Annotated in this window: 23 protein-coding genes and 2 tRNA genes; 13 read left to right on the top strand and 12 right to left on the bottom strand. The window is 49.2% G+C overall.

From position 1 onward, the window contains the following. Positions 1 to 247: 247 nt before the first annotated feature. On the bottom strand, positions 248 to 751 hold the full coding sequence (locus tag SGI97_04975) for a DinB family protein (GenBank protein MDZ4723237.1): 504 nt from the start codon (positions 749 to 751) through the stop codon (positions 248 to 250). A 236-nt stretch (positions 752 to 987) separates the two neighbouring features. On the opposite strand from SGI97_04975, the gene ettA reads away from it, so the two are divergent. From ettA to SGI97_04950, 5 genes are all read left to right on the top strand, one after another. Further along, entirely contained in the window at positions 988 to 2,670 is a 1,683-nt protein-coding gene (gene ettA / locus SGI97_04970; protein ID MDZ4723236.1) for an energy-dependent translational throttle protein EttA, read from the top strand. Between the two features lie 704 nt (positions 2,671 to 3,374). After that, positions 3,375 to 3,974, top strand: a complete 600-nt coding sequence (locus tag SGI97_04965) for a DUF4398 domain-containing protein (protein MDZ4723235.1) — start codon at positions 3,375 to 3,377, stop codon at positions 3,972 to 3,974. A 77-nt stretch (positions 3,975 to 4,051) separates the two neighbouring features. Further along, on the top strand, positions 4,052 to 5,161 hold the full coding sequence (locus SGI97_04960; GenBank protein MDZ4723234.1) for a L,D-transpeptidase: 1,110 nt from the start codon (positions 4,052 to 4,054) through the stop codon (positions 5,159 to 5,161). Next, the gene (locus SGI97_04955; protein ID MDZ4723233.1) at positions 5,158 to 5,814 is read left to right on the top strand and encodes a L,D-transpeptidase; all 657 of its coding nucleotides are present in this window, start codon (positions 5,158 to 5,160) and stop codon (positions 5,812 to 5,814) included. The genes SGI97_04960 and SGI97_04955 overlap by 4 nt, the downstream gene beginning before the upstream one ends. After that, on the top strand, positions 5,789 to 6,526 hold the full coding sequence (locus SGI97_04950; GenBank protein MDZ4723232.1) for a hypothetical protein: 738 nt from the start codon (positions 5,789 to 5,791) through the stop codon (positions 6,524 to 6,526). The genes SGI97_04955 and SGI97_04950 overlap by 26 nt, the downstream gene beginning before the upstream one ends. Positions 6,527 to 7,053: 527 nt before the next feature. On the opposite strand, the gene SGI97_04945 is transcribed toward SGI97_04950, so the two are convergent. Both SGI97_04945 and SGI97_04940 read right to left on the bottom strand, forming a co-directional pair. Continuing rightward, positions 7,054 to 7,126: transfer RNA gene (locus SGI97_04945), tRNA-Lys, on the bottom strand. A 20-nt stretch (positions 7,127 to 7,146) separates the two neighbouring features. Further along, positions 7,147 to 7,218, bottom strand: a tRNA-Lys gene (locus SGI97_04940). A 162-nt stretch (positions 7,219 to 7,380) separates the two neighbouring features. On the opposite strand from SGI97_04940, the gene SGI97_04935 reads away from it, so the two are divergent. The 5 genes from SGI97_04935 to SGI97_04915 all read left to right on the top strand — a co-directional run bounded on the left by SGI97_04935 (position 7,381) and on the right by SGI97_04915 (position 11,368). Then, on the top strand, positions 7,381 to 7,755 hold the full coding sequence (locus SGI97_04935) for a helix-hairpin-helix domain-containing protein (protein ID MDZ4723231.1): 375 nt from the start codon (positions 7,381 to 7,383) through the stop codon (positions 7,753 to 7,755). Beyond that, positions 7,755 to 8,648, top strand: coding sequence for a hypothetical protein (locus tag SGI97_04930; GenBank protein MDZ4723230.1), 894 nt, complete (start codon positions 7,755 to 7,757; stop codon positions 8,646 to 8,648). The genes SGI97_04935 and SGI97_04930 overlap by 1 nt, the downstream gene beginning before the upstream one ends. A gap of 69 nt (positions 8,649 to 8,717) precedes the next feature. Continuing rightward, positions 8,718 to 9,236, top strand: a complete 519-nt coding sequence (gene coaD / locus SGI97_04925; protein MDZ4723229.1) for a pantetheine-phosphate adenylyltransferase — start codon at positions 8,718 to 8,720, stop codon at positions 9,234 to 9,236. A 53-nt stretch (positions 9,237 to 9,289) separates the two neighbouring features. Continuing rightward, complete coding sequence (lysS, locus tag SGI97_04920; protein ID MDZ4723228.1) at positions 9,290 to 10,864, top strand: lysine--tRNA ligase; 1,575 nt, start codon at positions 9,290 to 9,292, stop codon at positions 10,862 to 10,864. Between the two features lie 6 nt (positions 10,865 to 10,870). Then, positions 10,871 to 11,368: a GNAT family N-acetyltransferase gene (locus SGI97_04915; protein ID MDZ4723227.1), complete on the top strand. Its 498-nt coding sequence runs from the start codon at positions 10,871 to 10,873 to the stop codon at positions 11,366 to 11,368. A 269-nt stretch (positions 11,369 to 11,637) separates the two neighbouring features. Here the strand turns inward: SGI97_04915 and pepF are convergent, their stop codons facing one another. Next, complete coding sequence (gene pepF / locus SGI97_04910; GenBank protein MDZ4723226.1) at positions 11,638 to 13,533, bottom strand: oligoendopeptidase F; 1,896 nt, start codon at positions 13,531 to 13,533, stop codon at positions 11,638 to 11,640. A gap of 140 nt (positions 13,534 to 13,673) precedes the next feature. Here pepF and SGI97_04905 point away from each other — a divergent pair, with 140 nt between their 5' ends. Continuing rightward, complete coding sequence (locus tag SGI97_04905) at positions 13,674 to 14,081, top strand: thioesterase family protein (protein MDZ4723225.1); 408 nt, start codon at positions 13,674 to 13,676, stop codon at positions 14,079 to 14,081. Here SGI97_04905 and menE read toward each other — a convergent pair. The 8 genes from menE to ubiE are packed head-to-tail and all read right to left on the bottom strand — an operon-like array spanning position 14,062 to position 23,050. Further along, positions 14,062 to 15,543 (bottom strand): o-succinylbenzoate--CoA ligase, encoded by a 1,482-nt coding sequence (gene menE, locus SGI97_04900; GenBank protein MDZ4723224.1) that lies wholly within the window; start codon positions 15,541 to 15,543, stop codon positions 14,062 to 14,064. The genes SGI97_04905 and menE overlap by 20 nt on opposite strands. After that, complete coding sequence (gene menC / locus SGI97_04895) at positions 15,536 to 16,672, bottom strand: o-succinylbenzoate synthase (protein MDZ4723223.1); 1,137 nt, start codon at positions 16,670 to 16,672, stop codon at positions 15,536 to 15,538. Before menC ends, menE begins: the two co-directional genes overlap by 8 nt. Further along, entirely contained in the window at positions 16,669 to 17,553 is an 885-nt protein-coding gene (locus SGI97_04890) for a 1,4-dihydroxy-2-naphthoate polyprenyltransferase (GenBank protein ID MDZ4723222.1), read from the bottom strand. The genes menC and SGI97_04890 overlap by 4 nt, the downstream gene beginning before the upstream one ends. Before the next feature lie 12 nt (positions 17,554 to 17,565). Continuing rightward, on the bottom strand, positions 17,566 to 18,393 hold the full coding sequence (menB, locus tag SGI97_04885; GenBank protein MDZ4723221.1) for a 1,4-dihydroxy-2-naphthoyl-CoA synthase: 828 nt from the start codon (positions 18,391 to 18,393) through the stop codon (positions 17,566 to 17,568). Positions 18,394 to 18,403: 10 nt separating this feature from the next. Next, the gene (gene menH / locus SGI97_04880) at positions 18,404 to 19,201 is read right to left on the bottom strand and encodes a 2-succinyl-6-hydroxy-2,4-cyclohexadiene-1-carboxylate synthase (protein MDZ4723220.1); all 798 of its coding nucleotides are present in this window, start codon (positions 19,199 to 19,201) and stop codon (positions 18,404 to 18,406) included. 11 nt (positions 19,202 to 19,212) lie between these two features. Continuing rightward, positions 19,213 to 20,973, bottom strand: a complete 1,761-nt coding sequence (menD, locus tag SGI97_04875; GenBank protein ID MDZ4723219.1) for a 2-succinyl-5-enolpyruvyl-6-hydroxy-3-cyclohexene-1-carboxylic-acid synthase — start codon at positions 20,971 to 20,973, stop codon at positions 19,213 to 19,215. Continuing rightward, positions 20,970 to 22,385, bottom strand: coding sequence for an isochorismate synthase (locus SGI97_04870; GenBank protein ID MDZ4723218.1), 1,416 nt, complete (start codon positions 22,383 to 22,385; stop codon positions 20,970 to 20,972). Before SGI97_04870 ends, menD begins: the two co-directional genes overlap by 4 nt. Continuing rightward, positions 22,385 to 23,050, bottom strand: coding sequence for a bifunctional demethylmenaquinone methyltransferase/2-methoxy-6-polyprenyl-1,4-benzoquinol methylase UbiE (ubiE, locus tag SGI97_04865; protein ID MDZ4723217.1), 666 nt, complete (start codon positions 23,048 to 23,050; stop codon positions 22,385 to 22,387). The genes SGI97_04870 and ubiE overlap by 1 nt, the downstream gene beginning before the upstream one ends. 726 nt (positions 23,051 to 23,776) lie before the next feature. On the opposite strand from ubiE, the gene SGI97_04860 reads away from it, so the two are divergent. Continuing rightward, entirely contained in the window at positions 23,777 to 24,640 is an 864-nt protein-coding gene (locus SGI97_04860; protein ID MDZ4723216.1) for a prolyl oligopeptidase family serine peptidase, read from the top strand. Positions 24,641 to 24,907: 267 nt separating this feature from the next. Then, on the top strand, positions 24,908 to 26,233 hold the full coding sequence (gene ffh / locus SGI97_04855) for a signal recognition particle protein (GenBank protein ID MDZ4723215.1): 1,326 nt from the start codon (positions 24,908 to 24,910) through the stop codon (positions 26,231 to 26,233). Positions 26,234 to 26,237: the final 4 nt, after the last annotated feature.

Below are 26,237 nucleotides of genomic sequence, written 5' to 3'. Positions count from 1 at the left end.
GGCGGGGGCGCCTGACTGCACAAAATTTAAGGGGTCAGTCCGCCGCGGCGGACTGACCTACGAATATCGGAGAACTGAGATTGCTTCGTCACTTCGTTCCTCGCAACGACTCACTGCGAAATGACTGCGTGGATTCGGGTACCCCATTCCGGCGAGGTGGAGTGCACGACTATTTACCCTGGATACCCCGCCGCCGCGGGACTGACTTACGAATTAACTCAGCAATTCAAATACTCGTTCGCGAAAATCAGATCACCGGTGGTTTCATCCCCATGCCGCCCCATTCCTCAAACGATGGCCCGTATGCGCCGGTCACCGGCAGTCCCGCTTGGCGCATGAGAACTGTCATCTGGCCGCGGTGATGGGCTTCGTGGTTGATAAGTATCATGAGCGTCAGTCCCCGTTTCCACTGCATGCCGTACATGTTGTCTTCGTTGTGAAGCAGGCCATCGTTCCAGTCAGACTTGATCTTGGACAGCAATTCTTTTGAGGCAAGGTCATAGAGTTTGCGGATCATATCCGCGCTTGGCGGCATCGGATCCCCGCCCTGAACTTTGGTCAACTTAACTCCGGCCTGTCCCATCATTTCAGGAATGGTGGTTGTGATATGCCATGCGATTCTTCCAAGTGTCCTGTGATTTGAAGCGACAGCTTGCGATAGGGAGGCATCGGTCAGCGTCTGCAGGAGTTTGAGGGTTTTGCCAGATTCATTCTGCCATGATTTTGCGAAATCGTCGACTGTTGTAAACATAGTCTCCTCACACGTTGATGAATTGATATTTATTTGCCATAGTCTACATCATAATAGGAGGTTCTGCCATCACATTTTTTCCGGCGTTTGAGGCTCTTTGAACGGAGAAAGCACTGGCTGTATATCTCATCAGTAAATCACTTGTGCAAGATTCCGCTTATCGCTACCTTCCCACCATTAGCGGGCGGGCGGGCCTGAATTAAACAGCTAACAGTCTCATTTTTAGGGAATTTCTAATGGCGGAACAATATATTTACACGATGGCTGGCCTGAACAAACATTACGGCCAGAAGCATGTCCTCAAAGATATCTATCTCAGTTTTTATCCCGGCGCCAAAATCGGCATCGTCGGCTCAAACGGTTCAGGAAAATCGACCGTCCTGCGAGTCATGGCTGGAATTGACCAGGAATTCAACGGCAAGGCTGAACTCAGTAAAGGGTATCGCGCCGGGATTGTGATGCAGGAGCCTAAACTCGATGACTCGCTCTCGGTTCGCCAGACACTTCAATCGGCTTTTTCCGAGACGATGAAACTGGTGGCCGATTATGACAAAATAACCGCCTCACTTGCCGAACCGATGTCTGATGATGCCATGACTGCCGCAATGGATAAAATGGCGACACTTCAGGATAAACTCGATGCCGCCGATGCCTGGAATTTGGATCAAAAACTTGATCAGGCAAGCGACGCCCTCTGTTTGCCCGATGATGAGCGTGTGGTAAAAACCCTGAGCGGCGGTGAACGCAGGAGAGTCGCGCTGTGCAAGGCGCTCTTGGAACGTCCCGATTTGCTCCTTCTCGATGAACCGACCAACCATCTTGATGCCGAAACGGTCGACTGGCTCGAAAACCAGCTCCGCGAATATCCCGGTACAGTTATCATTGTCACCCATGACCGCTACTTTCTGGATAATATTACCAAATGGATTTTGGAACTCGATATGGGACAGGGGATACCTTACGAAGGAAACTATACTTCATGGTTAGAACAAAAGCTCGGTAAACTCGCCGCGGCTGAGAAAAAAGAAAGTCATCGTGGACGCGCGCTCGAACGCGAGTTGGCCTGGATTAAGATGAGCAACAAAGATAAACATGAGCTTACCCGCACCCGCCTTATTGAGTATGAGCAGTTGGTTGCGCGTGAGAAATCATCAAAGGAACGGGATGATGTTTCCGGGATTCAAATCGCGCCCGGCCCGGAACTCGGCGATAAAGTTATTGAGTTTGCATCAGTCTCCAAAGGGTTCGGCGGAGAGCCGCTGATTGATGATGTGAGTTTTTCAATTCCCAAAGGGGCAATTGTCGGACTTATAGGGCCGAACGGAATTGGCAAAACAACTCTGCTCAAATTGGTAACGGGAAACTTGAAACCTGATTCCGGGCAGGTGTCAATCGGTTCCACGGTTAAATTTGCTTATGCCGACCAAGGCCGCGAGGCCCTCAAATCTGGCCAAAGCCTGTTGCAGGAAATTGGCGAAGGAGCCGAAGAAATTATGATAGGCAAACGAGCAATCCCGTTACGTACTTATCTCTCTATGTTTGATTTCAAAGGTTCTGATCAGCAAAAACAGGTCACAGAACTATCGGGCGGAGAGCTCAACCGCGCCTACCTTGCCAAAGTCCTCAAAGTCGGCGGCAATGTTGTGCTTCTCGATGAACCGACAAATGACCTTGATGTCAATACCCTTCGCATGCTCGAAGAGGCGATTCAAAATTTCAGCGGCTGCGTGCTTGCGATAAGCCACGATCGGTTTTTTCTCGATAGAATCTGCACCCATCTTTTGGTCTTTGAGGGGGCTGGTCAAGTCAGGTGGTTCACCGGCAATTTCCGCGATTACGAAGACTGGCGCGCCAAAGAACTTGGCGGCAAACTCTTTGAAAACCGCAGAAATAGGTATAGGAAACTGGTCAAGGCATAGGGGTAATATTCCAACGACTTATTGGTGGGGAACGGGCGTCGGATTCTTGTACCACATTCCCGACATTCGTCGGGACGGTGTGATCTTCCCCAGTTCCGTCTGGTCTTGCCGACCTTCTTAGGGCGGTGTGACCTGACGGTCTTCCTTCATAATGAGAAAAACTTGTACCACACTGCTTGAGGTGCGATCTTTTCTTTACCCTTTGCTTCTGGGAGATATGAGGGTGAGGGTTTATTCGTGTGGAATACAGAATCGCCGAACCACGGGTGTTCGTCGCTACAAGAGAAAGAGAACTGAGTTGCCGCGGCCTGCCCGCCGTGGGGGAACGTACACCAGCCACCAGTTCTCTTAGCCGTGTCTGAAAGCTCTTAAAATATGAGTCATTTAGGTCAAAATCGACCTATTTTTACCCGTTCCTTGTGAAATTTTCCACATATTTCCCTTTTAAATTGACAAATAAATTTAAAACGCTGTATCTTCACGCCCTGTTAGACATCAACAAGTACTTAACATGTTATTGTTATTGTCCGACAGCGAATGAGTGGGGAGTAAAAGCCTCCGTCTTATTCTGGTGCAGGCCATTGAATGGCAAGCCGTTAAATGGTAGAGTAACAAACATTAATAAATCGGAGTTGCGAATAGCTCTCACAGCCGCAGTTCCACAGTATTTGTCCGGAAGGGCAAGAAGGAAGAAAGGATCAGTAATGATTAAGAAAGCCGCACTCGGTCTCACACTCGTAGCGTTGCTCGCATTTGTTGGTTGCGGCAAGGCTCCCGATGCCGAAATGACCGCCGCGCAAACCGCTTCGCAGACTGCCATGTCAGCCGAAGCCGAGCAGTATGCTCCGGCCTCATACCGTATGGCAATGGACACTTTGAATGCCGCCATGGCCGCCAAGACCGAACAGGATAGCAAATTTGCGCTTTTCCGTTCGTACGGCAGTTCCAAAGATATGTTTGTCCGCGCCGAAGCATTGTCCAAACAGGCCGAGGCCGATGCCGCGACTGCCAAGGAAGCTATGAAGCAGGAAGTCATGACCATGATTACCAACGCCCAGGCTGCTCTTGATTCAGCCAATGCCGTTGTCGCCAAAGCCCCGGTGGGCAAAGGTAACAGAGCAGAAATTGAACTCATTAAAACCGACCTTGTCAGCGTGGCTGCCACCTTCCAGGAAGCTCAGAATGATTTCAATGCCGGAAGCTATATGACCGCCAAGACCAAGCTTGAGGCCGTTATGGAAAATGCCAATCGGGTCGCCAGCGAAGTTGCCAATGCCGCTGCGATGAAGTCAGGAAAGATGTAATTATCTTCTGAATCGACCAGATTGCGGGGCGGTATAAACTGTTATGCCGCCCCATTTTCTTGAATGTCAGAGAAAACATGAAGAAACCGTTTACTATCATTTCGATGCTGACCGAAGCTGTCAAACAACTATGGCTTTCGGCCGCGCTCATTTTTGTTTTGTCACTTTTTATAAGCTGTCAGGATGCTCCTCAAGCACTTTTATCGACAGCAAAGCAATCGGTGGAAACGGCCGAAACGGCCGAAGTCGACCGGTATGCGCCGGAATCTATGAAACTCGCAAAAGTGCTTTTTCAGACAGCCCAGCTTGAGATCGCAAAACAGAATGGACGGCTCGCTCCCTTTCGGGACTATGCCGGCGCCGATTCTCTTTTGCGTTTAGCTGATGTTGCCGCATACAAAGCCCGGAGAGACGCCGCTGATTCACTTGGCTTTCTCCGCATAACCGCCTTTACCCAAGTGACGGCGGTCGGAAAAGATCTGTCAGAATGGCGGAAAAAAATCCAGAGCTCGCTCGCAAAACTTAAATTCCGCCAGGAATGGTACACCGCCGATATTGCATACAAAACCGGCCGCAAACTTTTCCAGGCTGGCGAATACGAATCCGCGCTTGCGAGTCTGAGTAAAGCCAAGTACGCGCTTGTGAAACTCGAAACAAAGATGGATAACATAGTCGATGGAGACAATCAGCGACTGCCTGTTTGGCGTGAGTGGGTCGATGAAACGATCAAAACATCAAGAGCCGAAAGCACATACGCCATAATAGTGGATAAGTCGGCTCGCAAAACCTATCTCATCAAATCCGGCCGACTTGTGCATACCTATTCCTGTGATTTAGGCTACAATTCTGGTGATCATAAATTGCGTTCAGGCGATGGAGCAACCCCGGAGGGGATGTATCAGGTGACAATGCTCAAAGCACGCGGCAGTAAATACTATAAGGCCCTGCCCATTAATTATCCCAACCAAGCCGACAAGAGACATTTTGCGGAAAATAAGAAAGAAGGCGTTGTTCCTCGTCTTGCCGGAATCGGCAGCGCGATTGAGATTCATGGCGAAGGCGGCCAGAACAAGGATTGGACCGAAGGATGTGTGGCATTGACCAACAGTGATATGGATCATATCTTTAAATATGTGAGGGTCGGCACACCGGTCACGATTGTCCGACGCTCTGATATGTGGCCATGAACAAAAAAGTATTTCTCAGCATCTTCTTTCTCGTTGCCGTTGTTGCCGTCGGCGCCTATTGGTCGATGACGACTCAGTATGGCACAAAAGCGGACAATGAGAGAGCATTGGCAAGCGCTGATGCAGCGGTCACCCGGCCCTCGCCGACGCTCGCCAATCCTACCGCAAAAGATATTCAGAAGGCGCGCAAAGCCCTCGGTAAGCTCAAACCAGTCAAATACTATATTGTCATAAACACCCACGACAATAAATTGACTTACCGCTCAGAAGACTCGGTCATTTTTGTGGGCGAGTGCTCGACAGGCTCAGGCGGAGAATTAACAGACAGCGCGACCGGCCGAAAGTGGATGTTCGATACACCGCGCGGGGTGTTCAAAATCAAAGGTAAAATCAAAGAGCCGTGGTGGCGCAAACCGGATTGGGCCTTTATCGAAGAAGGGGAAGCTGTTCCTAAAAATGATCAGGAACGTCTCGACCCGAATGTCATGGGAGATTACGCGCTTGATTTTGGCGATGGCTACTTCATCCACGGCACGATCTATGAACGCCTGCTCGGTGTCGGTGTTACTCATGGCTGTGTCCGGCTCGGATCAAAAGACCTCGATGTCCTCTATAAGAAAGTCCAAATTGGCACGCCCGTTTATATTTTCTAACCAGTCATTTTCACTCAGACATTTCTATCCTTTTTTTGTCTGGCTTACAGCATTTTTGTTTTGCGCCCTTATGGCCTGCGGGGGGGATGAAGTTCCCAAACCTACTGAAAAAGCAAAGGCGGCGATACCGTCGTCAAAGCCTGCCCCGAATCAAGAGCAGTTGTCATTGGAGTACAAGCGGCTCAATGCCGAACTCGATTTGGCTCAATCAAAAAAGCCGTACATGATTCTTGATTTGAAGCGCAAACTGCTTGTGTTGAAACTCGGGGGGGCCAAGGTTTGGGATTACGCCCTAACGATTGCCGATGCCGATTCGGATGACATTGCCGATTTTGGGAAGCGTTTGTCAAATCCGGAGAGCGGATTCACTCGACGGGTAAAGGCAAAGCACCTCTTTGCCGCAAAAGACCAAACACCCGATTCCATTCTGTCCATTGTCGGTGGCGCGCTCAAGGTCGACCCGACATTGATGCAGCGCGAACTGCCGGAAAAATTCCAGCTCGTATTTGACGATGGTTTTATCATGGAGTTTCGAAGCGATGTTAAAGGTGAAACCGAATCGACTTTGAAAAACACATATCTAACCGCAAGTCAGGCAATAAAACGTCTGTTCGGCAACGTCTATATCGTGACGACGATCGAGCCTGAGGCCGCGATGACTCTGTATCGTGCCGCTGATGTTGGTTTGGCGATGATGGTCGTCACGGATTGAAGTTCGTTTTTTTTCATTGTAAGAAGGCCGCCTAAAAGCGGGCAAGCAAATTCAAGCAGACACTACCGGCAAGTCGTTGCGAGGAGCGAAGCGACCCTCCACGGCGGAGTGCCATTTACCTTGTATGCTGTCCGGCGTCCTGAGAAAGAGGGCAGGCACAGGGACCTGCCCCTACATAATCTATAATTAATGGCGCTCTTATGCTTCTGTAGGGGCAACCCTCCGTGGTTGCCCAATTTTTTCTTCGTGCAGGCCGTCTCTGGCCTGCACCGACAGGGAGATCGCACCGACCCTCGCGGCGGAGGGGATACGCTAACTTAATGCAGACATTCCCGACACTGTCGTTGCGAGGAGCGAGGCGACATGGCAATCTCATATTCGTCTTTATCTTTGGTGCGCGACAGTCCGCCGCGGCGGACCGCACGAATATTAATACTGGATTCCCGTTTTTACGCCCGTCGGACAGGCACGGGAATGACATAAATGAAAGACACTCTTATGTTGATTCGCCCCCCCCTATAAAAAAATGCGCCATCAGGGATTCGAACCCCGGACCCACTGATTAAGAGTCAGTTGCTCTACCAGCTGAGCTAATGGCGCATTCTATCGATACAATTTTATGAGGGTGGATGGGATCGAACCATCGACACCCTGATTAAAAGTCAGGTGCTCTACCACTGAGCTACACCCCCATAAAACATTCGAGGGCAGAATATAGTCTGCCTAAAATACCCTCACGAGAGCTATTGTCAAACGGTTTTTCCTCCACTTTATCACGTAGTTCACCCATCCGCCTTTGGTAATCCGGCAATTTTACCCTATATTGACCCGAGTGCAAAAATGAAACAAAAGCCATGAATATCAATCAATTTTTCGATTTCACCTCCGGCCAACTGCGGATTCTTGCCCTCCTGACTGCGTCAGCAATCATAATGGGCTGTTATATTCTCATCAAGGCATATTCCACGCCGACATCGACCGCAATTTCGCTTCCTGTTTTTCTATCCGCCGAAGAGCGCACCTTGACCGGGGTGTTTGTTCTCGACCCCAACACCGCGCCCGCAGACTCGCTCGAGCTTTTGCCCGGCATTGGCCGGACGCTGGCCGATCGGGTTGTTGCCTATCGCGTGGAAAATCCGTTTGAACGCGAAGTGGAAATCACCGAGGTGAAAGGAATCGGGCCAAAATTGTTCGAGTCGATCAAGCCATACCTGAAAGTCAAACGCTGATGCAAACCAGCAGCGTGGGAATCGAAATCGGCCTTGAGACCCACACACTTGTGCAGGTCTCATCCGACGGTGGTCGCCCCGAAGTCAAACAATTGCGACTTGTCGATCGTGGGCAGTTGTCTGAATCACTTGCAATACATCCCAAAGCTATGTCGGTTGTGCTGCCGGACAGCGAGACCATAGTAAAGATGATTTCATTGCCGAATCATGGCCATCTTGATAAAAACGCCGTCGCCGAATTTGAGTTTGCGCAGTCACTGCTCGATGACAAGAATGCTTTCAGATTTATCACCATGCCTGGATTTGGCGAAGAGAAACAGCTTGGTGTGGCATTTCGCAAAAGTCGCGAGGAGCATTTGGTCCAGACGATTGTTTTATCACATTCCCTCCATGGAACCGCAATTGACACCATCCCTCGCGCACTGGCGCTTGGGCGCGGGTACCTGAATTTCTGTCTGCCCGATGAAAGCGAATTTCTCTGTCTGGTCGATGTGCATAAGCAGACAGAACTTGGTGCCTCGATCTGTTTTCTCTATAAAAGAGCAATCATTGGCCTTGCGAGAGTCGGGTTTGAACAAGCTGGCGCAGAGAGTGACGAACAATGCAAAGCAATTGGTTTTGAGCTCAAAACCATCATCAACTTTCATCTGGCCGGTTTGTTCGATATCGGCCTGACCCGTCCGCTCGGAACAATTTTGCTTTCCGGCGAACCGGCAACAAATAGGCTGTGTGCCACTCTCACGACTCTTTTCCCAGTCGGTGTTGCTTCACCGAAAGCGAACTATGGTTATTTTACGAATGTAGACGAGGCCGATATTTTGCCGGAGAATTGCCTGGCCGCACTCGGTGCGACAGTTTCGATTACCCAGACTGCGCCTACTGCGCATCAATAAGTTGTAGCTTGCCTCTTGTCATCTCTCGGCGTATGTTTTGGCCGATTATAATGTGGATATTAATATAAAATGAATGCAAATAAACCTAAATCCCTTGCCGTCTATCCCGGAACTTTTGATCCGACTACCAACGGGCATATTTCGCTTATTGAAAGGGCCCTGCACTTATTCGATGAAGTCATCGTGGCTGTCGCTTCGAGCGGAGCGAAGGGGCCGCTTTTCGATGCCGATGAGCGTCTCGATTTAATGAAAACCTCGATTGCCGAAATAACCGGCGGTGAGCGTGTGAAAGTTCTCAAATTCGATGGCCTGCTTGCGACCCTTGTCGATGACCTCAAAGCTCAAGCAATCATCCGCGGCCTGCGGGCCATATCAGATTTTGAATATGAATTCCAGATGGCTCTTATGAACCGCCGATTGGTGAAAGATGTCGAGACCGTGTTTCTGATGCCGGCGTTGTCATGGGTCTATCTGTCATCGACAATCGTAAAGGATGTTGCGCGGCATGGCGGCGACATAGCCGGACTAGTTCCGATACATGTGGAACTTGCGATAAAAAAGAAAATTGCCGGATCAAAAAAAGAATAGTATTGCCGCGACAATAGTTAATTTCAGCCAAGAGTTAGAACAGCACAGTTAGTATGAGCGAACAGAAACATAACAATAAAGCAGAACCCGCACCCGAAGCGGAAATTCAAGCCCCTCTCGCGGATCTCATCCGAATACGACGCGAGAAAATCCGCCAGATTCGGGAAATGGGAATAAATCCCTACCCCTACCGTTTCGAACGTAGCCACCATCTGAACGAACTGCTTGAGAATTTCGATACTCTTGCCGCAAACGAGCAATCAGTTTCAGTCGCCGGGCGAATTATGACGCGCCGCAAAATGGGCAAAGTCTATTTTGCAGACCTAAGGGATTCATCGACACGAATGCAGATTTATCTGCGGAAAGATGATGTCGGCGAAAGCGCCTTTGACCTGTTCGATATGCTCGATCTGGGAGACATAATCGGTTGCAAGGGAACTGTGTTTATCACCAAGACTGGCGAGAAGACTATTAAAGTCACACACTTGGAATTGCTCACAAAGACCCTGCACCCGCTTCCCGATAAACATGCCGGGTTGACCGATATTGAGACGCGCTACCGGCGACGCTATGTCGATCTTATAGTCAATCCCGAAGTGCGCGAGGTATTTGTCAAACGGACTCAGATAATTCAGTCGATACGGGATTTTTTGAACGGTCACAAATTTCTCGAAGTTGAAACACCGGTTTTGCAGCCGCTCTATGGCGGGGCATCGGCGCGGCCATTCAAGACGCATCATAACACGCTCGACATCCCGATGTATATGCGTATAGCCGATGAACTGTACCTCAAGCGATTGATCGTCGGCGGCTACGACAAAGTCTGGGAGTTGTGCAAAGACTTCCGCAACGAAGGAATGGACCGTCTGCACAATCCGGAGTTCACCATGATTGAGCTCTATTGGGCCTTTGCCGATTACAATGATATGCGGGCGCTTTTTGAATCGCTCTTGCGGAATACCGTGCATGCGCTCTATGGGAAACATACCATTACCTACAGCGAACATGAGATTGATTTTGGGCCGCCATTCAGATGGGTATCTATGATTGATTCGATAAAAGAACAGACCGGAATCGACTTTACTGACTTTTCATTCGAAGATGCCAAAGCCGAAGCCAAAAAACTCGGTGTTCAAGGCGCGGAATTATTTAATCGCGGAAAAGTTATCGAAGCCGTGTGGGAGCAGAAAGTCGAACACACCCTCATCCAGCCTACATTCATCACCGATTTTCCGGTTGAGATTTCACCACTCGCCAAGAAACATCGCAAAGATGACCGCCTCACAGAACGCTTCGAATTATTTATCGCCGCGCAGGAGATGGGAAATTGTTTCAGCGAGTTGAATGACCCGGTCGACCAGCTTCAACGGTTTCTGCAACAGCGCAAAGCGATGGCCGCAGGAGACGAGGAAGCGCAGCCGCTTGATGATGATTTTATCACCGCCCTGACCTATGGCATGCCGCCGACTTCGGGATTGGGTTTTGGCATAGACAGACTGGTAATGCTTCTGACTAATCAGCATTCGATTCGGGATGTGCTCTTTTTCCCCCAAATGAAAGACACAAAAGACGGCACAATTCCAGTCTCAAAGATACTCACGCAGCTAATCGAGGAAGAAGAGAAATAAACGCAAATGGCCGCAAGCGGATCTTTTGTCATTCGACCAGCAGTCGAAGCCGACACATCCCTTCTATCGAGGTTCATCCATGAACTTGCCGAATATGAAAAACTCTCACATGAGGCAATTGTTCCAGAGAAATTACTTAGGGAATCTTTGTTTGGTAAGCTGCCATCGGCGTATGCGATTATTGGAGAGCACGACAGTAAACCGGTTTCTTTTGCCATCTACTTTTTTAATTTTTCGACATTTTTGAGCCGACGCGGGTTATATCTCGAAGACCTCTACGTCAAACCTGAAATGCGCGGACATGGCTTTGGCAAACAACTGCTTGTCCATCTTGCGAAGATAGCCCGTGACAATGAATGCGGAAGGTTTGAATGGGCGGTACTTGACTGGAACGAACCCGCTATCGGCTTTTATAAAAAGCTCGGCGCAAAGCCGCAGGATGAATGGACAGTCTTCCGTCTTGAGCGAGATGGGATTGAAAGGCTGGCCGTGTCGGAGAAGTAGTTTATTTTATCGGTTTAACCCTTACATTGACATCCCAGTGAAGACCGGTAGTCGGTGTTGATATTCGTGCGGTGTGTTTCCAGGGGACTGGCCCACACCAAGTGACCGCCAGGTCACATCTTTGTCGTTGCTGCGCTTAGCCAAAGCCAAGACCTAACGGAAAAGAGAAGCCGCCACTGCGGACAGGCATCCGCGAGGACATAAGAAAAGCTGGCGATTTCGCGCCAGCTTTTCTTTGAATCAAAATCTTTGAGCTTTTGGACTCTCGTTCACTTAGAATTGAGCAAGCGCTCCACTTCATTTACGAGGTCACTGAAAACCTTGATCGTCGCATCGACCGGCTGTGATGTGGTCATGTCCACTCCGGCGTCTTTGAGAATATCGACCGGATACTTCGAGGTGCCGGTGCCGAGAAAACGATGATAGGTTTCGAGGGCGCCCTTTTCCTTTTTTAGAATCTTCTGTGACAGCGCCTGAGCGGCTGCGTAGCAGGTCGCATACTGGTAGACGTAATATTCATTATAAAAATGCGGGATACGTATTCCGGTCAGGTCATTCACACTGTCGATGACAAGCTCGGGGCCGTAGTAGCGCTGATTGATATCCCGCCAGGTTTTACGAAGGAAATCGGCTGAGAGAGCGCCCCCCTTCTCTACACGGTCATGGATGGCCAGCTCAAACTCCGAGAAGCTAACCTGGGTGTAGAATGTACCGATAATTTGATCAATGTAATGAATGAGCAGACGGAGCTTTTCGGTTTTGTCGCTGGTCTTTTCGAGCAGGTATTTCATGAGCACGGCTTCGTTGCATGTCGAAGCGACCTCGGCAGTGAAAATATAGTGGTCGCCGTATATAACAGGCTCGTGGAGGTTGGTATAGAAACTATGCATGCCATGCCCCATCTCATGGGCAAGGGTAAAGACGGCATCGAGGGTTCCATTAAAGTTTAGAAGAATATGCGGGTGTGAAGAGTGCGTTCCCCAGTTGTAGGCTCCTGAGCGTTTGCCATCGTTTTCGTAGACATCGACCCAGCGGGAGTTTAGGCCTTTTTCAAAATCAGCCAGATATTTTTTACCCATCGGAGCAAGACCCGCGATGATTTTTTGTTTGGCTTCATCGTAGGTATATTCTTTGGCTTTGCCCGGCAGAAGCGGCGCGCTCATATCATAGTTATAGAGTGTGTCCACACCAAGAATGCGTTTGCGGACGGCCGCCCATTTATGGAGCGGAGCAAGATTGGCATTTACCGCATCGACCAGATTATGATAGACGCTCGGCGGAATATTGTCGGCATCGAGGGCCATCTCAAGGCAGGTGTTGTAACCGCGGGCTTTCATCTGGAAATAGTCTGATTTAACCGATCCGGCCAGAGTCGCCGCAAGAGTGTTGACATGTTCAAGGTAGCCGCTATTGAAAGCGTGATTGGCGTCACGTCGCACACGTCGGTCAGGGGATTCGAGCAAAGCATAGTAGCGTTCTTTGGTCAGCTCGACTTCCTGACCAGTTTCATCTTTAATTGTGCCGTATGAAATATCGGCATTGTTTATCATTTCAAATATCTGCTGCGGCGATGAAGTTACCGGTCCTGCCATTGCCAGAAGTTCTTCTTCACGTTCGGAGAGAATATGCGCTCGTTGACGAGCAATGTCTTCGAGATAGAAGCGGTAGACATCAAGCTCGGGTGTGCTTTTGAGAAATGTCTGTAATTGATCGCCGCTGAGTGAGAGAATTTCAGGCACAATAAACGAAGTGGCCTGTCCAAATCGAGAATATAGCCCGGAAACCCGGTCCGACATTTCCTGCGCTTCGCTCACCTGCTGGTCCTCATCGAATTTCAGGTTGGCGTAGACATACAAATTGGACATGACCAGCCCGAGCGAGTCATTGAGTTTGAGCACTCCAACAAGCTGGGAGGGCGAGTTTTTGAGTGTGCCTTTATAGGCATCGAATTTGGTCAGGCTGGCTTCAAGGCTGCTGTATTCCTTTTCCCAAGCCTCTTTGGATGCATAGAGGCTGGTCAAATCCCATTTGTCTTTCTCGGCGATTTCAGAGCGTTTTTGGACGGCTTTGGTTTGGGCCAGAAGGATGGTTGCTCCCAATAAGAATACGAGCAGCAATCCAAAAAGGACATATCCAAATCCGGTCAATGTTAGGGGGCGGTTCATCTGTACTCCTCTGTTTTGTTTTTCTCTCTGGCGGGCAAAGTAACATTATAATTTACTTGTACACAAGATTGTATTTACTGAATTTTAGACGTACGTTACGGTATAGTTGTTCAATCTAATTCTTATTGGCAGAGGTCAGAATGGCATTTGTATACGCATCATCAGTAAAAATGCACCACACCGATGCGGCGGGACTGCTCTTTTTCGCACATCAACTGGCTTTTGTCCATGACTGCTATGAGGCATTTTTGGAAGAAGCGGGCTGTTCGATGCGGTATATACTCTCCGAATCAGATTTTCTTCTGCCGATAATCAAGGCCGAATCTGAATACAAAAAGTCGCTTTTTGTGGGAGACGAGCTTTGCATCGAAATGACTTGCGAAAGCAATTCGACACATGCCTTTGTCCTGGTTTATCGCCTGCTTAATGTTAAAAAAGAGTTGGTCGGAAGCGCGAAAACGGTACATATCTGTATCGACAAGACAACGCGCGCCAAGAAAGAACTTCCGAAGAAACTCCGCGACGCCCTTATTCACTGCTGCGAATAGATTTGGCCATCTGAGCTTCCGCATATTTTTGCAATGCTTTTCGGTCGCGCTTTATACCCGGCGAACTTAAATCTACATTATCAGGTAATAAAAAGAAGGCGGATGGTATCTTGAAACGGGGCAGAATGTTGGCGAGTGTTGCCCGGATGCGTGGTATCAAAGAGTCTATCAAAACGTGATCGGAGCTATTGAAGAGTCGAATGAGGGCGACCGGTCGGAAGCCAAATTGGGTATCGCTCACTGGCACAACAACAGCTTCGACAATCCCCTCGATTGTGGATAAAGCTCTCTCGATTTCCTCGGGATAAATATTTTCTCCGCCGGAAATAAATAGATTGTCTTTGCGGCCAGTCACAATCAAATCGCCCGAACTATCGAGTTTTCCCATATCTCCGGTGTGATACCATCCTCCATCATCAACCGGTTTGCGCACTGATTTGCCTTTGCAGTATCCTGCAAAAAGTGTTTGACCGCGCGTCAATATTTCACTATTGGCATCGATCTTCAATTCCCGGTAGGAAAGCACTTTGCCGGACGATCCTATCTTTGTGTCACTTCCCGATGTGATTGTCGCTGTCGATGTCATTTCGGTCAGGCCGTATGATGTGAAGACCGGCAATCCGAGCGAAAGAAGGCTTTGTATCAATCGATCCGATAGCGCGCTCCCACCGAGAAGAATGGCTTTAAGAAACGGGAATTGAGTTCGATGGATCGTCAGTTCTTCAAACAAACGCTGAGCCTGGGTTGAGACTATCGAGAGATGTGTGATTCTATTATCAACGAGTGATTCTACGATACTTTGCGATGAGTCATGGAAGACAACTGTCCCATGCGCAATTATCGCACGAAACAGAATGCCAAGTCCGCCGACATGGCAGAGCGGAAGTATCTGCAGCCAGCGACTACCTGTCTCAAATCGAAGAGCCTGATTAACCCCAAGCGCGCTATAATAATGATTGCCCAGTGTGTGCAATGCTGCTTTGGGGTTACCTGAACTGCCAGAAGTAAAAATCATAGTTGCCAGTTGGTTGGCTGATTGCTTTGATGGCAATGACATCCGGGACTTGGTGGTATTTTCAGCCAATAGTTCTTCCGCGGAATGCACATTAACACTATCAAAACCAGCGGCCGTCATATCACCATTTAGTATGACTAAATGGCTTGCATCTATTTGATTCAGCTGCATGGCGATAGCTTCTGTCGGCAGTCGTGTGCTTAAAGGTGCGGCGACAACACCGGCCTGGATTGCGCCCATCACAAGCAGGGCATAGTCTATAGAATTGCTGCCAATAATTGCAAGGCGGTCCCCGGGTCTGAGACCTGCATCTTTCAAATTCGAGGCAACCTGAGCCGCTCGCTGAAAGTATTTGGAATACGAAAAGGTTTGCCTGATGTCAACAAGCGCCGGTAGGTCGGCAAATTGTCCATCTAAGCTTTCAAAAAGTTGTAGCGTTTCAGACATTGCCAATCTCGATTAGCTTCTCAAAACAGATATGATCCTGGATGTTGTCATGAACTCCCAAATCGATCTTGCCATCAGCAATTGATAGAGGGGAACTTAGGATATCATCAGCGAGCCAGGAGAGCGTATCAAAACCACAGGCGATTTGCGGATCAGGCAATGCAGATGCAAACGAAGCCAGCGCATAGATGCCGAGCGATGATTCGAAGGCGGAACTGACAACTGGCGTGATATTTTGATCCGCTGCTTTTTTTGTCAACAGCAAGCTTCGCTCGAATCCGCCCAAAACCGTTGGACGAATGACGACAGCCACAAGCCCCCCAAATACCTGAAGTGTCAGACTTGGGCTATCTTTCGCCGTATTCGCATCTGAAAGAGACTCGTCCAGACAAATAGGCATTCCCGTTTGCTCATAGAGTTCCTCAAGCCTTGTGGAATCCGCGAGCGGTTCTTCGATGTATTCAATCTCGCACTGCGCAACACCTTTCCCAAATGAAACCGCATCTTCAAACGACCATGCCCGGTTTGCGTCGAGTCTGAGTTTTATTTCCGTTCCTATTGCCTGTCGAACAGAATTGATTAGGGAAATCTCTTCGCTAAGCGGCAAACGGCCAACTTTAATTTTGAGGGTCATGTAACCTTCAGCAACAAACGCAATAGCTCTCGATTGTATTTCCTTAACAGTCCCAACAATCAAGCCATTGACATTGACAAATCCGGCGGATTTTTCTAAAAACAGTTTGCGTAGTGGAAGCTGTTGCTGCGACGTTATAAGATTTAGTCCTGCCATTTCCAAACCCATGCGCACCGATGGATAAATCCTCTGGCCAAGGCAGACATTCTGTGTATAGAGCCATCGTTCGAAACCGTTATTGTGCCCGATTACATTTTCCGGAATTGCTATTTTCAATAATCTCTGCCGCAAAAGCTTACACTGAGTTGTAGCCTCATCCACCGACTCCGCGCTCACACCCGGCAAAGGCGCACATTCTCCATAACCAGTGACGCAATCCGTATCTGTCAGGCCAATAACCAGCCCCACCCGAGTCGAAATTATCTTATGTCTAAGTGTCAGTGGCCGACGAAGCGGCAACTCGTAACGATAAATCCGAATATCTGAAATTGTCATAAAAGCCAGCCGAGCGAAAACAAAAGGGTGTGAGCCAGCATCAATTGCCCGGTTGCGCCAAGCATTGCATTGAGCACTTCAGGATCACGGGTGCTGAATATCTTCCTTGATATAAAGAAAGCGAATGGTAATGTTATCAGTGAAAGAATTGCCCATATCTGGCCGGAATTGAGCACTACAACCAGAAGCGGTACCTGTAGCGCAAGCATGACCGAGAGGAGGTACTGCATTCGCGTCCATTCCGCGCCAAATCGAACAGCCAGCGTTTTTTTGCCAGCGTACCGATCTCCTTCAATATCGCGCAGATTATTTACCGTGAGTATCGCAACCGAAAATAATCCCGGAGCAAAACCGGCGATCACAACCGAGGTGTTCAGATCAAGCGCTTGGATGTAATAGGTTCCAGCGACAGCTATCGGGCCGAAAAATATGAAGGCAAAAATTTCACCAAGCCCGTTATATCCCAGCGGAAACGGCCCGCCCGTATAAAGAACACCGAAGAGAATTGAGAATAGCCCAATTGTCACAATCGGCCACCCGCCGCGGGAGACAAGATAAATTCCGGCGATAAAGGCAAGCGTAAAGGCGGCAATAGTCGCGCGGATTATGGCATGTGAGGAGACCAGACCCGCCTGTGTCACTCGTTTCGGGCCGACCCGCTCATTTGTGTCGCTCCCTTTGATAAAGTCAAAATAGTCATTGGCGAGATTTGTGCCGATTTGGATCATCAAGCCGCCAAACAAAGCGGCAAGCGCTGGCAAAAGGTGGAAGCCATTGTCGGCTTTGGCAAAAGCGCAGCCGAGAATTACCGGCGAGACAGCCGCCCAGAGAGTTTTTGGACGGATGGCCAGAATCCAAATGTTAAGAGCTGATAACGGCATTATGAGTCAATGTTATGGACGGCGCGGAAACTTTGAAAAATCCGGCTTACGTTTTTCAACAAACGCATTGCGGCCTTCCTGCGCTTCCTCGCTCATATAATAAAGGAGCGTCGCGTTACCGGCCAATTCCTGCAGACCGGCCTGGCCGTCGCAGTCGGCATTGAGCGCGGCTTTGAGTGTGCGAATTGCCATCGGGGAATTGGCCAGAATCTCGCGCGACCATTGGATTGTTTCGGCCTCAAGTTCAGCCAGCGGCACAACTGTATTCACCAGTCCCATCGCCAGAGCCTGCGCAGCGTTATACTGGCGGCACAAAAACCAAATCTCACGCGCCTTTTTTTGGCCGACCAGCCGAGCCATATATGAAGCCCCATACCCACCATCGAATGAGCCGACTTTGGGGCCGGTCTGTCCGAAAATGGCATTATCGGCGGCGATAGTAAGGTCGCAAAGCATGTGCAAAACATGACCGCCTCCGATGGCATAGCCGGCTACCATGGCGATTATCGGCTTGGGACACGTGCGCATCTGTCTTTGAAAATCCAACACGTTCAGTTGATCTATGCCTGTTGTGTCAGTGTAACCGGCATCGCCGCGAATTTTCTGGTCGCCGCCACTGCAGAATGCCTTGTCCCCGGCGCCGGTAAGAATGACGACCCCTATTGTCTGATCATGGCGGGCATCAGAGAGGGCCGCCGACATTTCATTTACCGTGAGCGGTCGGAAGGCATTGCGGATTTCGGGTCGGTTGATTGTGATTTTTGCGATGCCGTCGGCTTTGTGATAGAGTATGTCGGTATACGAGCCGTGTGATTCCCACTGAACAGTTGAAACGGGCATTTGCTTATCCTCAATGTCTGGCGTCCAAAAATTGTTCTATACTTTCGCATATTGCCAAGGGCTTCTCAAATGGAAGCGCGTGGCCTGCCGATTGAATAATACGCAGTTGCGCCGACGGGCACAAGGAGGCCATTTCTTCAGCGATGGCAATAAATTTCGGGTCGTATTCTCCTACAGGAAGCAGAACTGGCATCTGAATAGTAGGAAGCTCTGGCCAGAGTGATGGCTGTGCGCCAGTTCCGGCGTGCTTGAGTGAGTTCATGAGCCCCTGAGCATTGTTATTAAGCCTGCTTTGACGAATAGCTTTGAATACTTCCTCGTGTTCTATTAGGGACGCAAAAAGTTTTTGGCTATACCAAAAATCGATAAAAGTCTCGAGCGGATCGATTGCAAGTCTTGCTCTCAGTTGGGTATCCTGCGCACGCCGAAGATGTCGTTCCTGGTCTGTTTTCAGTCCGGGAGATGCAGAGATGAGAGTTATGCTTCGTATTCGAGTCGAAAAGCGCAGCGCAAGAAAGAGAGCCAGCCTTCCGCCCATCGAATAGCCCGTTATATCTGCCGCAACGATCTTTTCCCTATCCAATATCTCGATAATAAGTTTCGCTGTTCGCTCGAAAGTATAGTCGTTTTCGTTCGAGAGCAGTGATTGTCCATGCCCCGGCAAGTCAACTGCAAGTATGCGGTGTGTCCCCGACAGTCGCTCGGCGATTTTCTGCCAGTCATGAACGCTTCCGAGAAATCCATGCAGAAGAATGAGTGTGGGAAGTTCCTTGTAACCGGAAAGAAAGTAATTTAGGGAAACAGTCATCAGAGTTGTTTTTATAATTGGGAGAGTTTTTCTGAGACTTCGGTTACGATTGCTTTGTGCAACGCCATATCCTTTTCGCGGTCCAGAGTGATTTCAATTATCGCAGATTTCCCAGACTTTACTCCCTGCTGATACTGATTCACAAAATCCGATCTTGTCCTGGGATTGACATAGGGAATTAAGAAAAGTTTCGCGGCATGTTCAAAAGAAAGATTATGAGGTGTTATAAAATACTTCTCAAAAATAGTATCGAACTTCGCAATTGGCAAATGGGCAAATATCCCGCCCCCATTATTGTTCAAGATGACTATAATAATTTGTTGTGAAGATTGTTTCACAAGCGCCAACGAGTTTAGATCGTAGAGAAAGGCAAGGTCGCCGATGAGCAGGGTGACTGGCTGACCCAATCCTTGGGCAAACCCGACAGCCGAGGCGATTGTGCCATCAATGCCGCTCACTCCTCTATTTGAGCCGACCGTGACATTGTAATTGCTTTTTGAACCGTACATATTCATCAAGCGAATAGGCATGCTCGAAGCCAAAAACAGCCCGCTGTTATCAGCGATTTGTTTCGATAACTCAAATACTACTCCAACATCTGTTAATGCTTCGGCCTTGGAAAATTTGCCGCAAATTATTTGTTGAGATATCTCTGAGGATTTAGTCAGCAATCCAGTTAGACGTGATTGGCTCTGATTTCTCTTGGTTAGAAGCTGAGCGCAGAAAGTTGCAATATCTGCCTCTATCCGCTGGGTTAGCTGGTGCGATGGGTCTATTATCCGGGGCACGCTGTCAATCTGAACAAAATGAACTGGCCTTGTTTGTGCGATAAAATCCTGAAGCATTCTCGAGACAAATTGTCCGCCAATATGCAAAATAAAATCAAGGTTGATTTCTCTCCCATGCACTTCGCTTCCGAGAAACAAATCATAATGCACAATCAGACTGTCAACTGAAAATCCAAAGTATAAGCCAGAAGTCACATCCGCAAACACTGGCCAATCAAGTGTTTTGCAGAGCAAGGCAGCACTTTCCCGCTCTTCTTTTGTTCGTAGCTGTCCGACAATGACCAAGCCTCGTGATGATTGACCTATTTCGGAGGCAAGATGGTCGATGGCTGTTTTATCGCAGGTGGATTTGCCAACCTGATGCCGAGTATTCGGATTGTTGTTTTTTGACCAGGTTTCGACAGGTTTGAGATATGAGAGAAAATCCTCGCCACTCTCTATCGGAGCAAGCGGCTCACGAAAGCGACAATTGATATGTACGGGTCCCGGCTCGGACCCATGGGCCAAACGAACCGCGTAGTCGACAGTGGCAAGGACAAACAAAGAACTGATAGCGATATCGGGGCAAGGCAAATCAATCGAGTGCCGTGCATACCTGCCAAATAATCCGGCTTGGTGTATCGTTTGATTCGCCCCAACATCATGAAGCTCGGTCGGCCTGTCGGCAGAAAGAATAATAAGCGGAAGATTGTCCATTGATGCTTCTATAACCGAAGGGAAATATTCTGCGACCGCTGTCCCACTTGTACAAATCAGCACCGCCGCTTTTCTGGCTGCGCGCGCGTAACCAATGGCGCAAAAAGCCGCGCCCCGTTCATCAAAATGAATTACGCTCTCGGCTCTACTATTTTGCGCAACTGCGGCTACAAGCGGTGTCGAGCGCGAACCGGGCGAAATATAAAACTGTGTGATATTATGCCGGGAAAGTTCTTCGATGAGTAAACCCGCCCAGACACTATTAATGTTGGCGGTAGAGAAAATCATTGTCCGGTCGCGGCCTCTAACAATCCCGCCACCTTTGCCTCGATCTCATCCCACTCTCCTTCCGGAGTTGAGCCCTTGACGATTCCGGCTCCGGCATAGAGACACAGGCGATTGTTGCTAATAAGTCCGCAACGTATAGCAACGGCAAACTCTGCCGAATCATAGCCCACCCAGCCAACCGGGCCGGCATACCAACCGCGGTCAAATTGTTCAAGTCCAGCGATACGGACGCGGGCGTCATCGATTGGGAAACCGCCGACTGCCGGAGTAGGGTGAAGCGCGGAAATGAGATTGGCATCGGTTACGGTGTCACGGAGCTGTCCATTAAACCGTGAGATAAGATGGTGTACACGGCTGAGAGGCAATAACTCGGGTTGATTTCCTGAGTCGAGTTTGTCGCAAAGGTTTGAGAGCCGTCCTTTTATTCCTTCGACTACGAGCGCATGTTCATGTCGGTCTTTGACCGAGGCAAGCAATGCCTGCCTGAGTTTACGATCTTCGTTTTCATCCAAGCCGCGCCGAATCGTTCCGGCGATAGCCTCACTCGAAACTTTCCGTCCTTGGCGATAATAGAGCAGCTCCGGAGATGCCGAAACAAATGCCGTCAGGTAGGCCGGCTGGAAGCCGATGAGGAAGGATGGCTCATTCTCCTGGCTGAGTTTGGATAGGAAGCTCCAAGGTGAGACAGACTGTGAAAAATCAAGCAACGCTTGGCGGGACAAAACTATTTTTTGTGGTTCTCCTGAACGAAGCGAGCTTATTGCTTCGCCTGCAGCTAAAAGCCATGATTTCTCTTCGGGAAAATTGACCCTGGTCGTGAGTGAGCTTGCGCTCCGGTCCCTATCAGATGATTCTGGTGAGAAAACAAGCTCATCAATTTCCTCACTCAGATTTACCAGAGAGCCATCGGTCAATTCATTCCCCATCAGGTTGATGGCAAAGCAAAGATATCCGCCTTTTCGATTCAACTCAAATCGCGGAAGAATAAACAGCGCGTCTCCATAAGGCTCCCAAGCTGGATCATGGTGGCGGCTGTATGGATCAAACCGAAATCCGCCATAGAGGCGGAGCGTCGGATACTCTTTTGCGGTAAGGCTATGCAATTTCCCGAAAAGTGAATGATAGGTGTCGCCCGGTAAAGAACGGACAATTCTTGAGGCGCCAATGCCTGCTGTTTCATCGCGCGACTCACGCTCCCGCCAATAGAACTTGAAATCGTTCTTTTGCAAAGCAAGCCAATCGAGCAGATTGAGATTGTCCATCTCGAATTGTGTTTCGACGCGGATGACCGATGGATCACCCTCGGTGGAGGAAAGTTTCGCACGGTTTAATGGATTAGTCAGAAGTTCTTTGATCTGTCTACGAATTTCACGTTGATTGCCATATGACAACGTGGAAGCTGTGCCGGGCATTATTTACGTCCTGTGTACATGGTTGCAATTCCGAAAGTCAGTGGATGGGCGCTCGTCTGTTTAAAGCCTGAATCAGACAGTATAGTACAAAACTGCTCGCCGTAGGGAAAGCTCTCTACCGTTTGATTCAGGTATCGATACGCGCCACTGTCGCCTGAGATAAGTCCGCCGAGCCGCGGAAGAATCTGCCGAAAATAGAACAGATAGAGTGCCCTCATGAGGCGGTTGGGCGGCAGCGAAAATTCGAGGATGATAATCTGTCCGTCAGCTTTGAGCACTCGTCTCATCTCGGAAAGCGAGGTTGTGATATCCATCACATTGCGAATACCAAAGGACATAGTAAGAGTATCAAAGCTGTTGTCTTGAAATGGAAGTTTTTCCGCCGACGAGAGCATAAGCGACAGTTTCTCGGTTAGATTTCGCTCTTCAATTTTCTTTCGTCCGATCATCAGCATCTGTTCGGCAGGGTCAATGCCCATCCCTCTGACGACTTTTCCGCTGTCATAGGCCGCCAGCAGCTGATCGCCGGTTCCGGTAGCGAGGTCCAGCAGATGCAAATTGTTTCCTTCGATTGTGTCGGCAACTTTGCGACGCCATTGTTTGTCACGGTTGCCGGAGAGAAGGTGATTGAGGAGATCGTAACGATGGGCTATACGATCAAACATGCCGGGGATCGGATTTCTTAAAAATTTTTGCGACGCCGGTGAGACGGAATTGTCGCTGGAGGAACGTAAGATGGTTACTAGTCTGGTCGCGCTCATTTTCTCCTTCTATAACCCGCAATATGATAAACTGGTTTCGACCAAGTTGGCTTCGCCTCCAGTTCCAAGCTGATAATATAGTCTGACAAAATGATGAGGCAAGGATTATCCAAAAAAACTCCCTCAGACTTTGATTCTCAAGATCGTCCAGCCATGAAATCAGTTACCGAGAGAGCCCTGACTGGCTATACTGCTTGTTGTTATGGGACAAAGGAGTGAAGGAGAAGTGAACCCACCACAGCGGGCAGGCATGAGATTGCCGGTTCGCTGCAGACCCGGCGTGATGGGACGAACGCTGAGTTCTTTAATTCCTGTAGCCCACCCAACGGGTGGGTTTTTATATGGCTCGTATGAGGACAGACTGTTTGATGAGATATGGTGCGGGGCAGAGACACCCCGCACGAACATTTCGGGTACCACACTCCACCTCGGCGCACTGGAAAGACAAGAAAAAACGAACTGAGATTGCCGCGTCATTCGGCTTCGCCTCACTCCTCGCGCCGACGCACTGGGGGATTAGCTGGTGCACGAGGCTCTCAAGTCCGACGGGAGTGGAACGTCACCAACCACTTAAAGAAGCTAAACCGGACTGGAATAATCAAAATGCATCGAAACAGGAATTATTAACCAATGACATCACCCCAGCCCCTACTTCTTGACCGTGAACGAGTGACACTTGCCGACTTCCATGAAAATGTTGTCCGACGCATGTACGCCGAATCAGTTCTCGACGACACAATTGTCGAGCGAATTACCTACCTCTCCGATGGTCTTCGAGTCAAAGGCTATCTTGCCAAACCGAAGGCGCCGGGAAAATATCCCCTTCTTATCTGGAATCGTGGAGGATACGGGACACGAGGAGCATTGGATGACCTTACAGCCTATTTGATTTTGGCCTCTACCGCAGTTTGGGGATACATCCTCCTTGCCACTCACTATCGAGGAAATCTCGGCGGCGAGGGCGTCGAAGATTGGGGAGGAAACGATGTTCATGATTCGCTCAATCTCATCGATGTTGCCAAGGAATTGCCAGAGTGTGATATAACGCGAATTGGCATCGAAGGCGCCTCACGCGGGGGGATGACCACCTATAGGGTTCTGACAATGTATGACAAATTCCGCTGTGGAATCATCCACGCCGGAGTTGCCGATCTTTTTAGGCTCGCGGGAAAAAAACCGAGCTTCACATCGGTCATCAATCTGCATTTAGGAAATCTGAGCGAAACTGATCGTAACAAAGAGATCAAAAAACGCTCAGCGGTCTGCTTTGCCGACAAACTTCCCAAAAATGTTCCATTGCTTCTTCTGCATGGAACCAAGGATCAGACCGTCCCGATCGAGCAATCTCAACTACTCGTTGCGCAACTCAAAGCCCATAATATACCGCACGAATTTATCAAGATTCAAGACGGCGGACATGTCTCACTCAAGGATAAATCGTATATCGAGATTGACCGCTATCGAAGGAAATGGCTTGAAAAATATCTGAAGTGACAAGGTCTCATTTTTTTAATACCCTCCTGTCTAGGCTGTCAAAACATACGCAATCTCTAACTGTATAAAAGATAGGCGAATACGAGCCTTCGGTTGACTGGCATGAGTTACCTCCAAAGCCATTATCTCCTTGCCTCGCAAAGGGATTTTGGTATATTAGTCGACTCTGGAGGAACGGCTTACGCGTTTTTCCGAGGTTTTGTATTGCGTAATTTTTTATCGAAGGAGTTCACCGACTCAAAAGTTGATACGGTGAGTGGGTTGTAAATGTTTTCCAGTTTGACCGATAAGCTTGAGCTTGCCTTCAAAAAACTTCGTGGGCACGGAAAGCTTACCGAAACCAATATTAAGGACTCGATGCGCGAGGTTCGCCAAGCGCTGCTCGAGGCAGATGTCAATTATAAAGTTGTCCGCGATTTTATAAAAAATATCGAAGAGAAAGCGCTCGGGACCGAAGTCCTTCAAGCTATTGATCCGGGTCAACTTATAGTCAAAGTCGTTCATGACGAACTCGTTGGATTGCTTGGTGGGGCATCGGAACCGCTTGCGCCGATTGACAAATCTCCAACCGTGTACATGGTGTGCGGACTGCAGGGTTCAGGCAAAACGACGCTTGCAGGCAAAATTGCCCTTATGGCAAAGCGGAAAAATAAAAAGCCGCTTCTTGTCGCCGCCGACATTTATCGTCCGGCCGCGGTCAAACAGCTCAAAGTCCTCGCCGATTCGATAGGCGTCGAGCACTTCTTTGTCGAAGGGAAGACCCCGCCGGAGATTTGTCTTGAGGGATTCAAATACGCCCAGAAAAATTTTATTGATCTGGTTATTCTTGACACCGCCGGACGTCTGCACATAGACAACGATCTCATGAATGAACTTGAGGACATTAAAAGGCTCGTCAAGCCCGATGAGATTCTTCTTGTCGCCGATGCAATGACCGGCCAGGATGCAGTCAATGTCGCCGAAAAATTCCACGCCAAGCTTATGATAACCGGTGTCGCGCTGACAAAACTTGACGGCGATGCCCGAGGCGGCGCGGCCTTGTCAATTCGTAAAGTAACCGGCCGCCCGATTAAATTGGCTTCAACTGGGGAAAAACTTTCGGACCTTGAGGTGTTCCATCCGGATCGCATGGCATCGCGAATCCTCGGTATGGGGGATATTGTCACCCTCGTTGAAAAGGCGCAGGAGACCGTCGATGTCGAGCAGGCCCAGAGAATGCAGGAGAGACTGCTCAAAGCCCAGTTTGATTTTGAGGATTTTCTGACGCAGATGAATCAGCTAAAGAAAATGGGACCGCTCGAATCTGTTATTGGAATGATTCCCGGAGTCGGCAAAGCGCTCAAAGGAGTCAAAGTCGACGAAAAAGAAGTCGAGCGCACCGCGGCAATTATAAAATCTATGACCCTCGAGGAACGCCGCAAGCCGATAATAATTGACGGCTCACGTAAGCGGCGTATTGCCCTTGGGTCGGGCACATCGGCGCAGGAAGTGAACGCGCTGATCAAGCAGTTTTTCGCAATGCAAAAGATGTTTAGTTCATTTGGTAATAATAAAAAACGGTTCACTGCAATGGCCCGAGGGTTGCGTCATTAGGACG

This window comes from Candidatus Zixiibacteriota bacterium (genome assembly GCA_034439475.1).
Lineage (GTDB): Bacteria > Zixibacteria > MSB-5A5 > GN15 > FEB-12 > JAWXAN01.
This window is presented reverse-complemented; position numbering and strand designations above follow the sequence as displayed.

What these genes read in the sequence shown, in the direction of transcription:
- pepF (MDZ4723226.1), bottom strand. Translation starts at nt 13,533, where the DNA reads ATGAACCGCCCCCTAACATTGACCGGATTTGGATATGTCCTTTTTGGA.
- ubiE (MDZ4723217.1), bottom strand. Translation starts at nt 23,050, where the DNA reads ATGTTTGATCGTATAGCCCATCGTTACGATCTCCTCAATCACCTTCTC.
- SGI97_04915 (MDZ4723227.1), top strand. Translation starts at nt 10,871, where the DNA reads ATGGCCGCAAGCGGATCTTTTGTCATTCGACCAGCAGTCGAAGCCGAC.
- SGI97_04955 (MDZ4723233.1), top strand. Translation starts at nt 5,158, where the DNA reads ATGAACAAAAAAGTATTTCTCAGCATCTTCTTTCTCGTTGCCGTTGTT.
- menH (MDZ4723220.1), bottom strand. Translation starts at nt 19,201, where the DNA reads ATGACTGTTTCCCTAAATTACTTTCTTTCCGGTTACAAGGAACTTCCC.
- SGI97_04905 (MDZ4723225.1), top strand. Translation starts at nt 13,674, where the DNA reads ATGGCATTTGTATACGCATCATCAGTAAAAATGCACCACACCGATGCG.
- menE (MDZ4723224.1), bottom strand. Translation starts at nt 15,543, where the DNA reads ATGTCTGAAACGCTACAACTTTTTGAAAGCTTAGATGGACAATTTGCC.
- ffh (MDZ4723215.1), top strand. Translation starts at nt 24,908, where the DNA reads ATGTTTTCCAGTTTGACCGATAAGCTTGAGCTTGCCTTCAAAAAACTT.
- SGI97_04930 (MDZ4723230.1), top strand. Translation starts at nt 7,755, where the DNA reads ATGCAAACCAGCAGCGTGGGAATCGAAATCGGCCTTGAGACCCACACA.
- SGI97_04860 (MDZ4723216.1), top strand. Translation starts at nt 23,777, where the DNA reads ATGACATCACCCCAGCCCCTACTTCTTGACCGTGAACGAGTGACACTT.
- SGI97_04975 (MDZ4723237.1), bottom strand. Translation starts at nt 751, where the DNA reads ATGTTTACAACAGTCGACGATTTCGCAAAATCATGGCAGAATGAATCT.
- lysS (MDZ4723228.1), top strand. Translation starts at nt 9,290, where the DNA reads ATGAGCGAACAGAAACATAACAATAAAGCAGAACCCGCACCCGAAGCG.
- ettA (MDZ4723236.1), top strand. Translation starts at nt 988, where the DNA reads ATGGCGGAACAATATATTTACACGATGGCTGGCCTGAACAAACATTAC.
- SGI97_04890 (MDZ4723222.1), bottom strand. Translation starts at nt 17,553, where the DNA reads ATGCCGTTATCAGCTCTTAACATTTGGATTCTGGCCATCCGTCCAAAA.
- SGI97_04870 (MDZ4723218.1), bottom strand. Translation starts at nt 22,385, where the DNA reads ATGCCCGGCACAGCTTCCACGTTGTCATATGGCAATCAACGTGAAATT.
- SGI97_04960 (MDZ4723234.1), top strand. Translation starts at nt 4,052, where the DNA reads ATGAAGAAACCGTTTACTATCATTTCGATGCTGACCGAAGCTGTCAAA.
- menC (MDZ4723223.1), bottom strand. Translation starts at nt 16,672, where the DNA reads ATGACAATTTCAGATATTCGGATTTATCGTTACGAGTTGCCGCTTCGT.
- SGI97_04935 (MDZ4723231.1), top strand. Translation starts at nt 7,381, where the DNA reads ATGAATATCAATCAATTTTTCGATTTCACCTCCGGCCAACTGCGGATT.
- menB (MDZ4723221.1), bottom strand. Translation starts at nt 18,393, where the DNA reads ATGCCCGTTTCAACTGTTCAGTGGGAATCACACGGCTCGTATACCGAC.
- SGI97_04965 (MDZ4723235.1), top strand. Translation starts at nt 3,375, where the DNA reads ATGATTAAGAAAGCCGCACTCGGTCTCACACTCGTAGCGTTGCTCGCA.
- coaD (MDZ4723229.1), top strand. Translation starts at nt 8,718, where the DNA reads ATGAATGCAAATAAACCTAAATCCCTTGCCGTCTATCCCGGAACTTTT.
- menD (MDZ4723219.1), bottom strand. Translation starts at nt 20,973, where the DNA reads ATGATTTTCTCTACCGCCAACATTAATAGTGTCTGGGCGGGTTTACTC.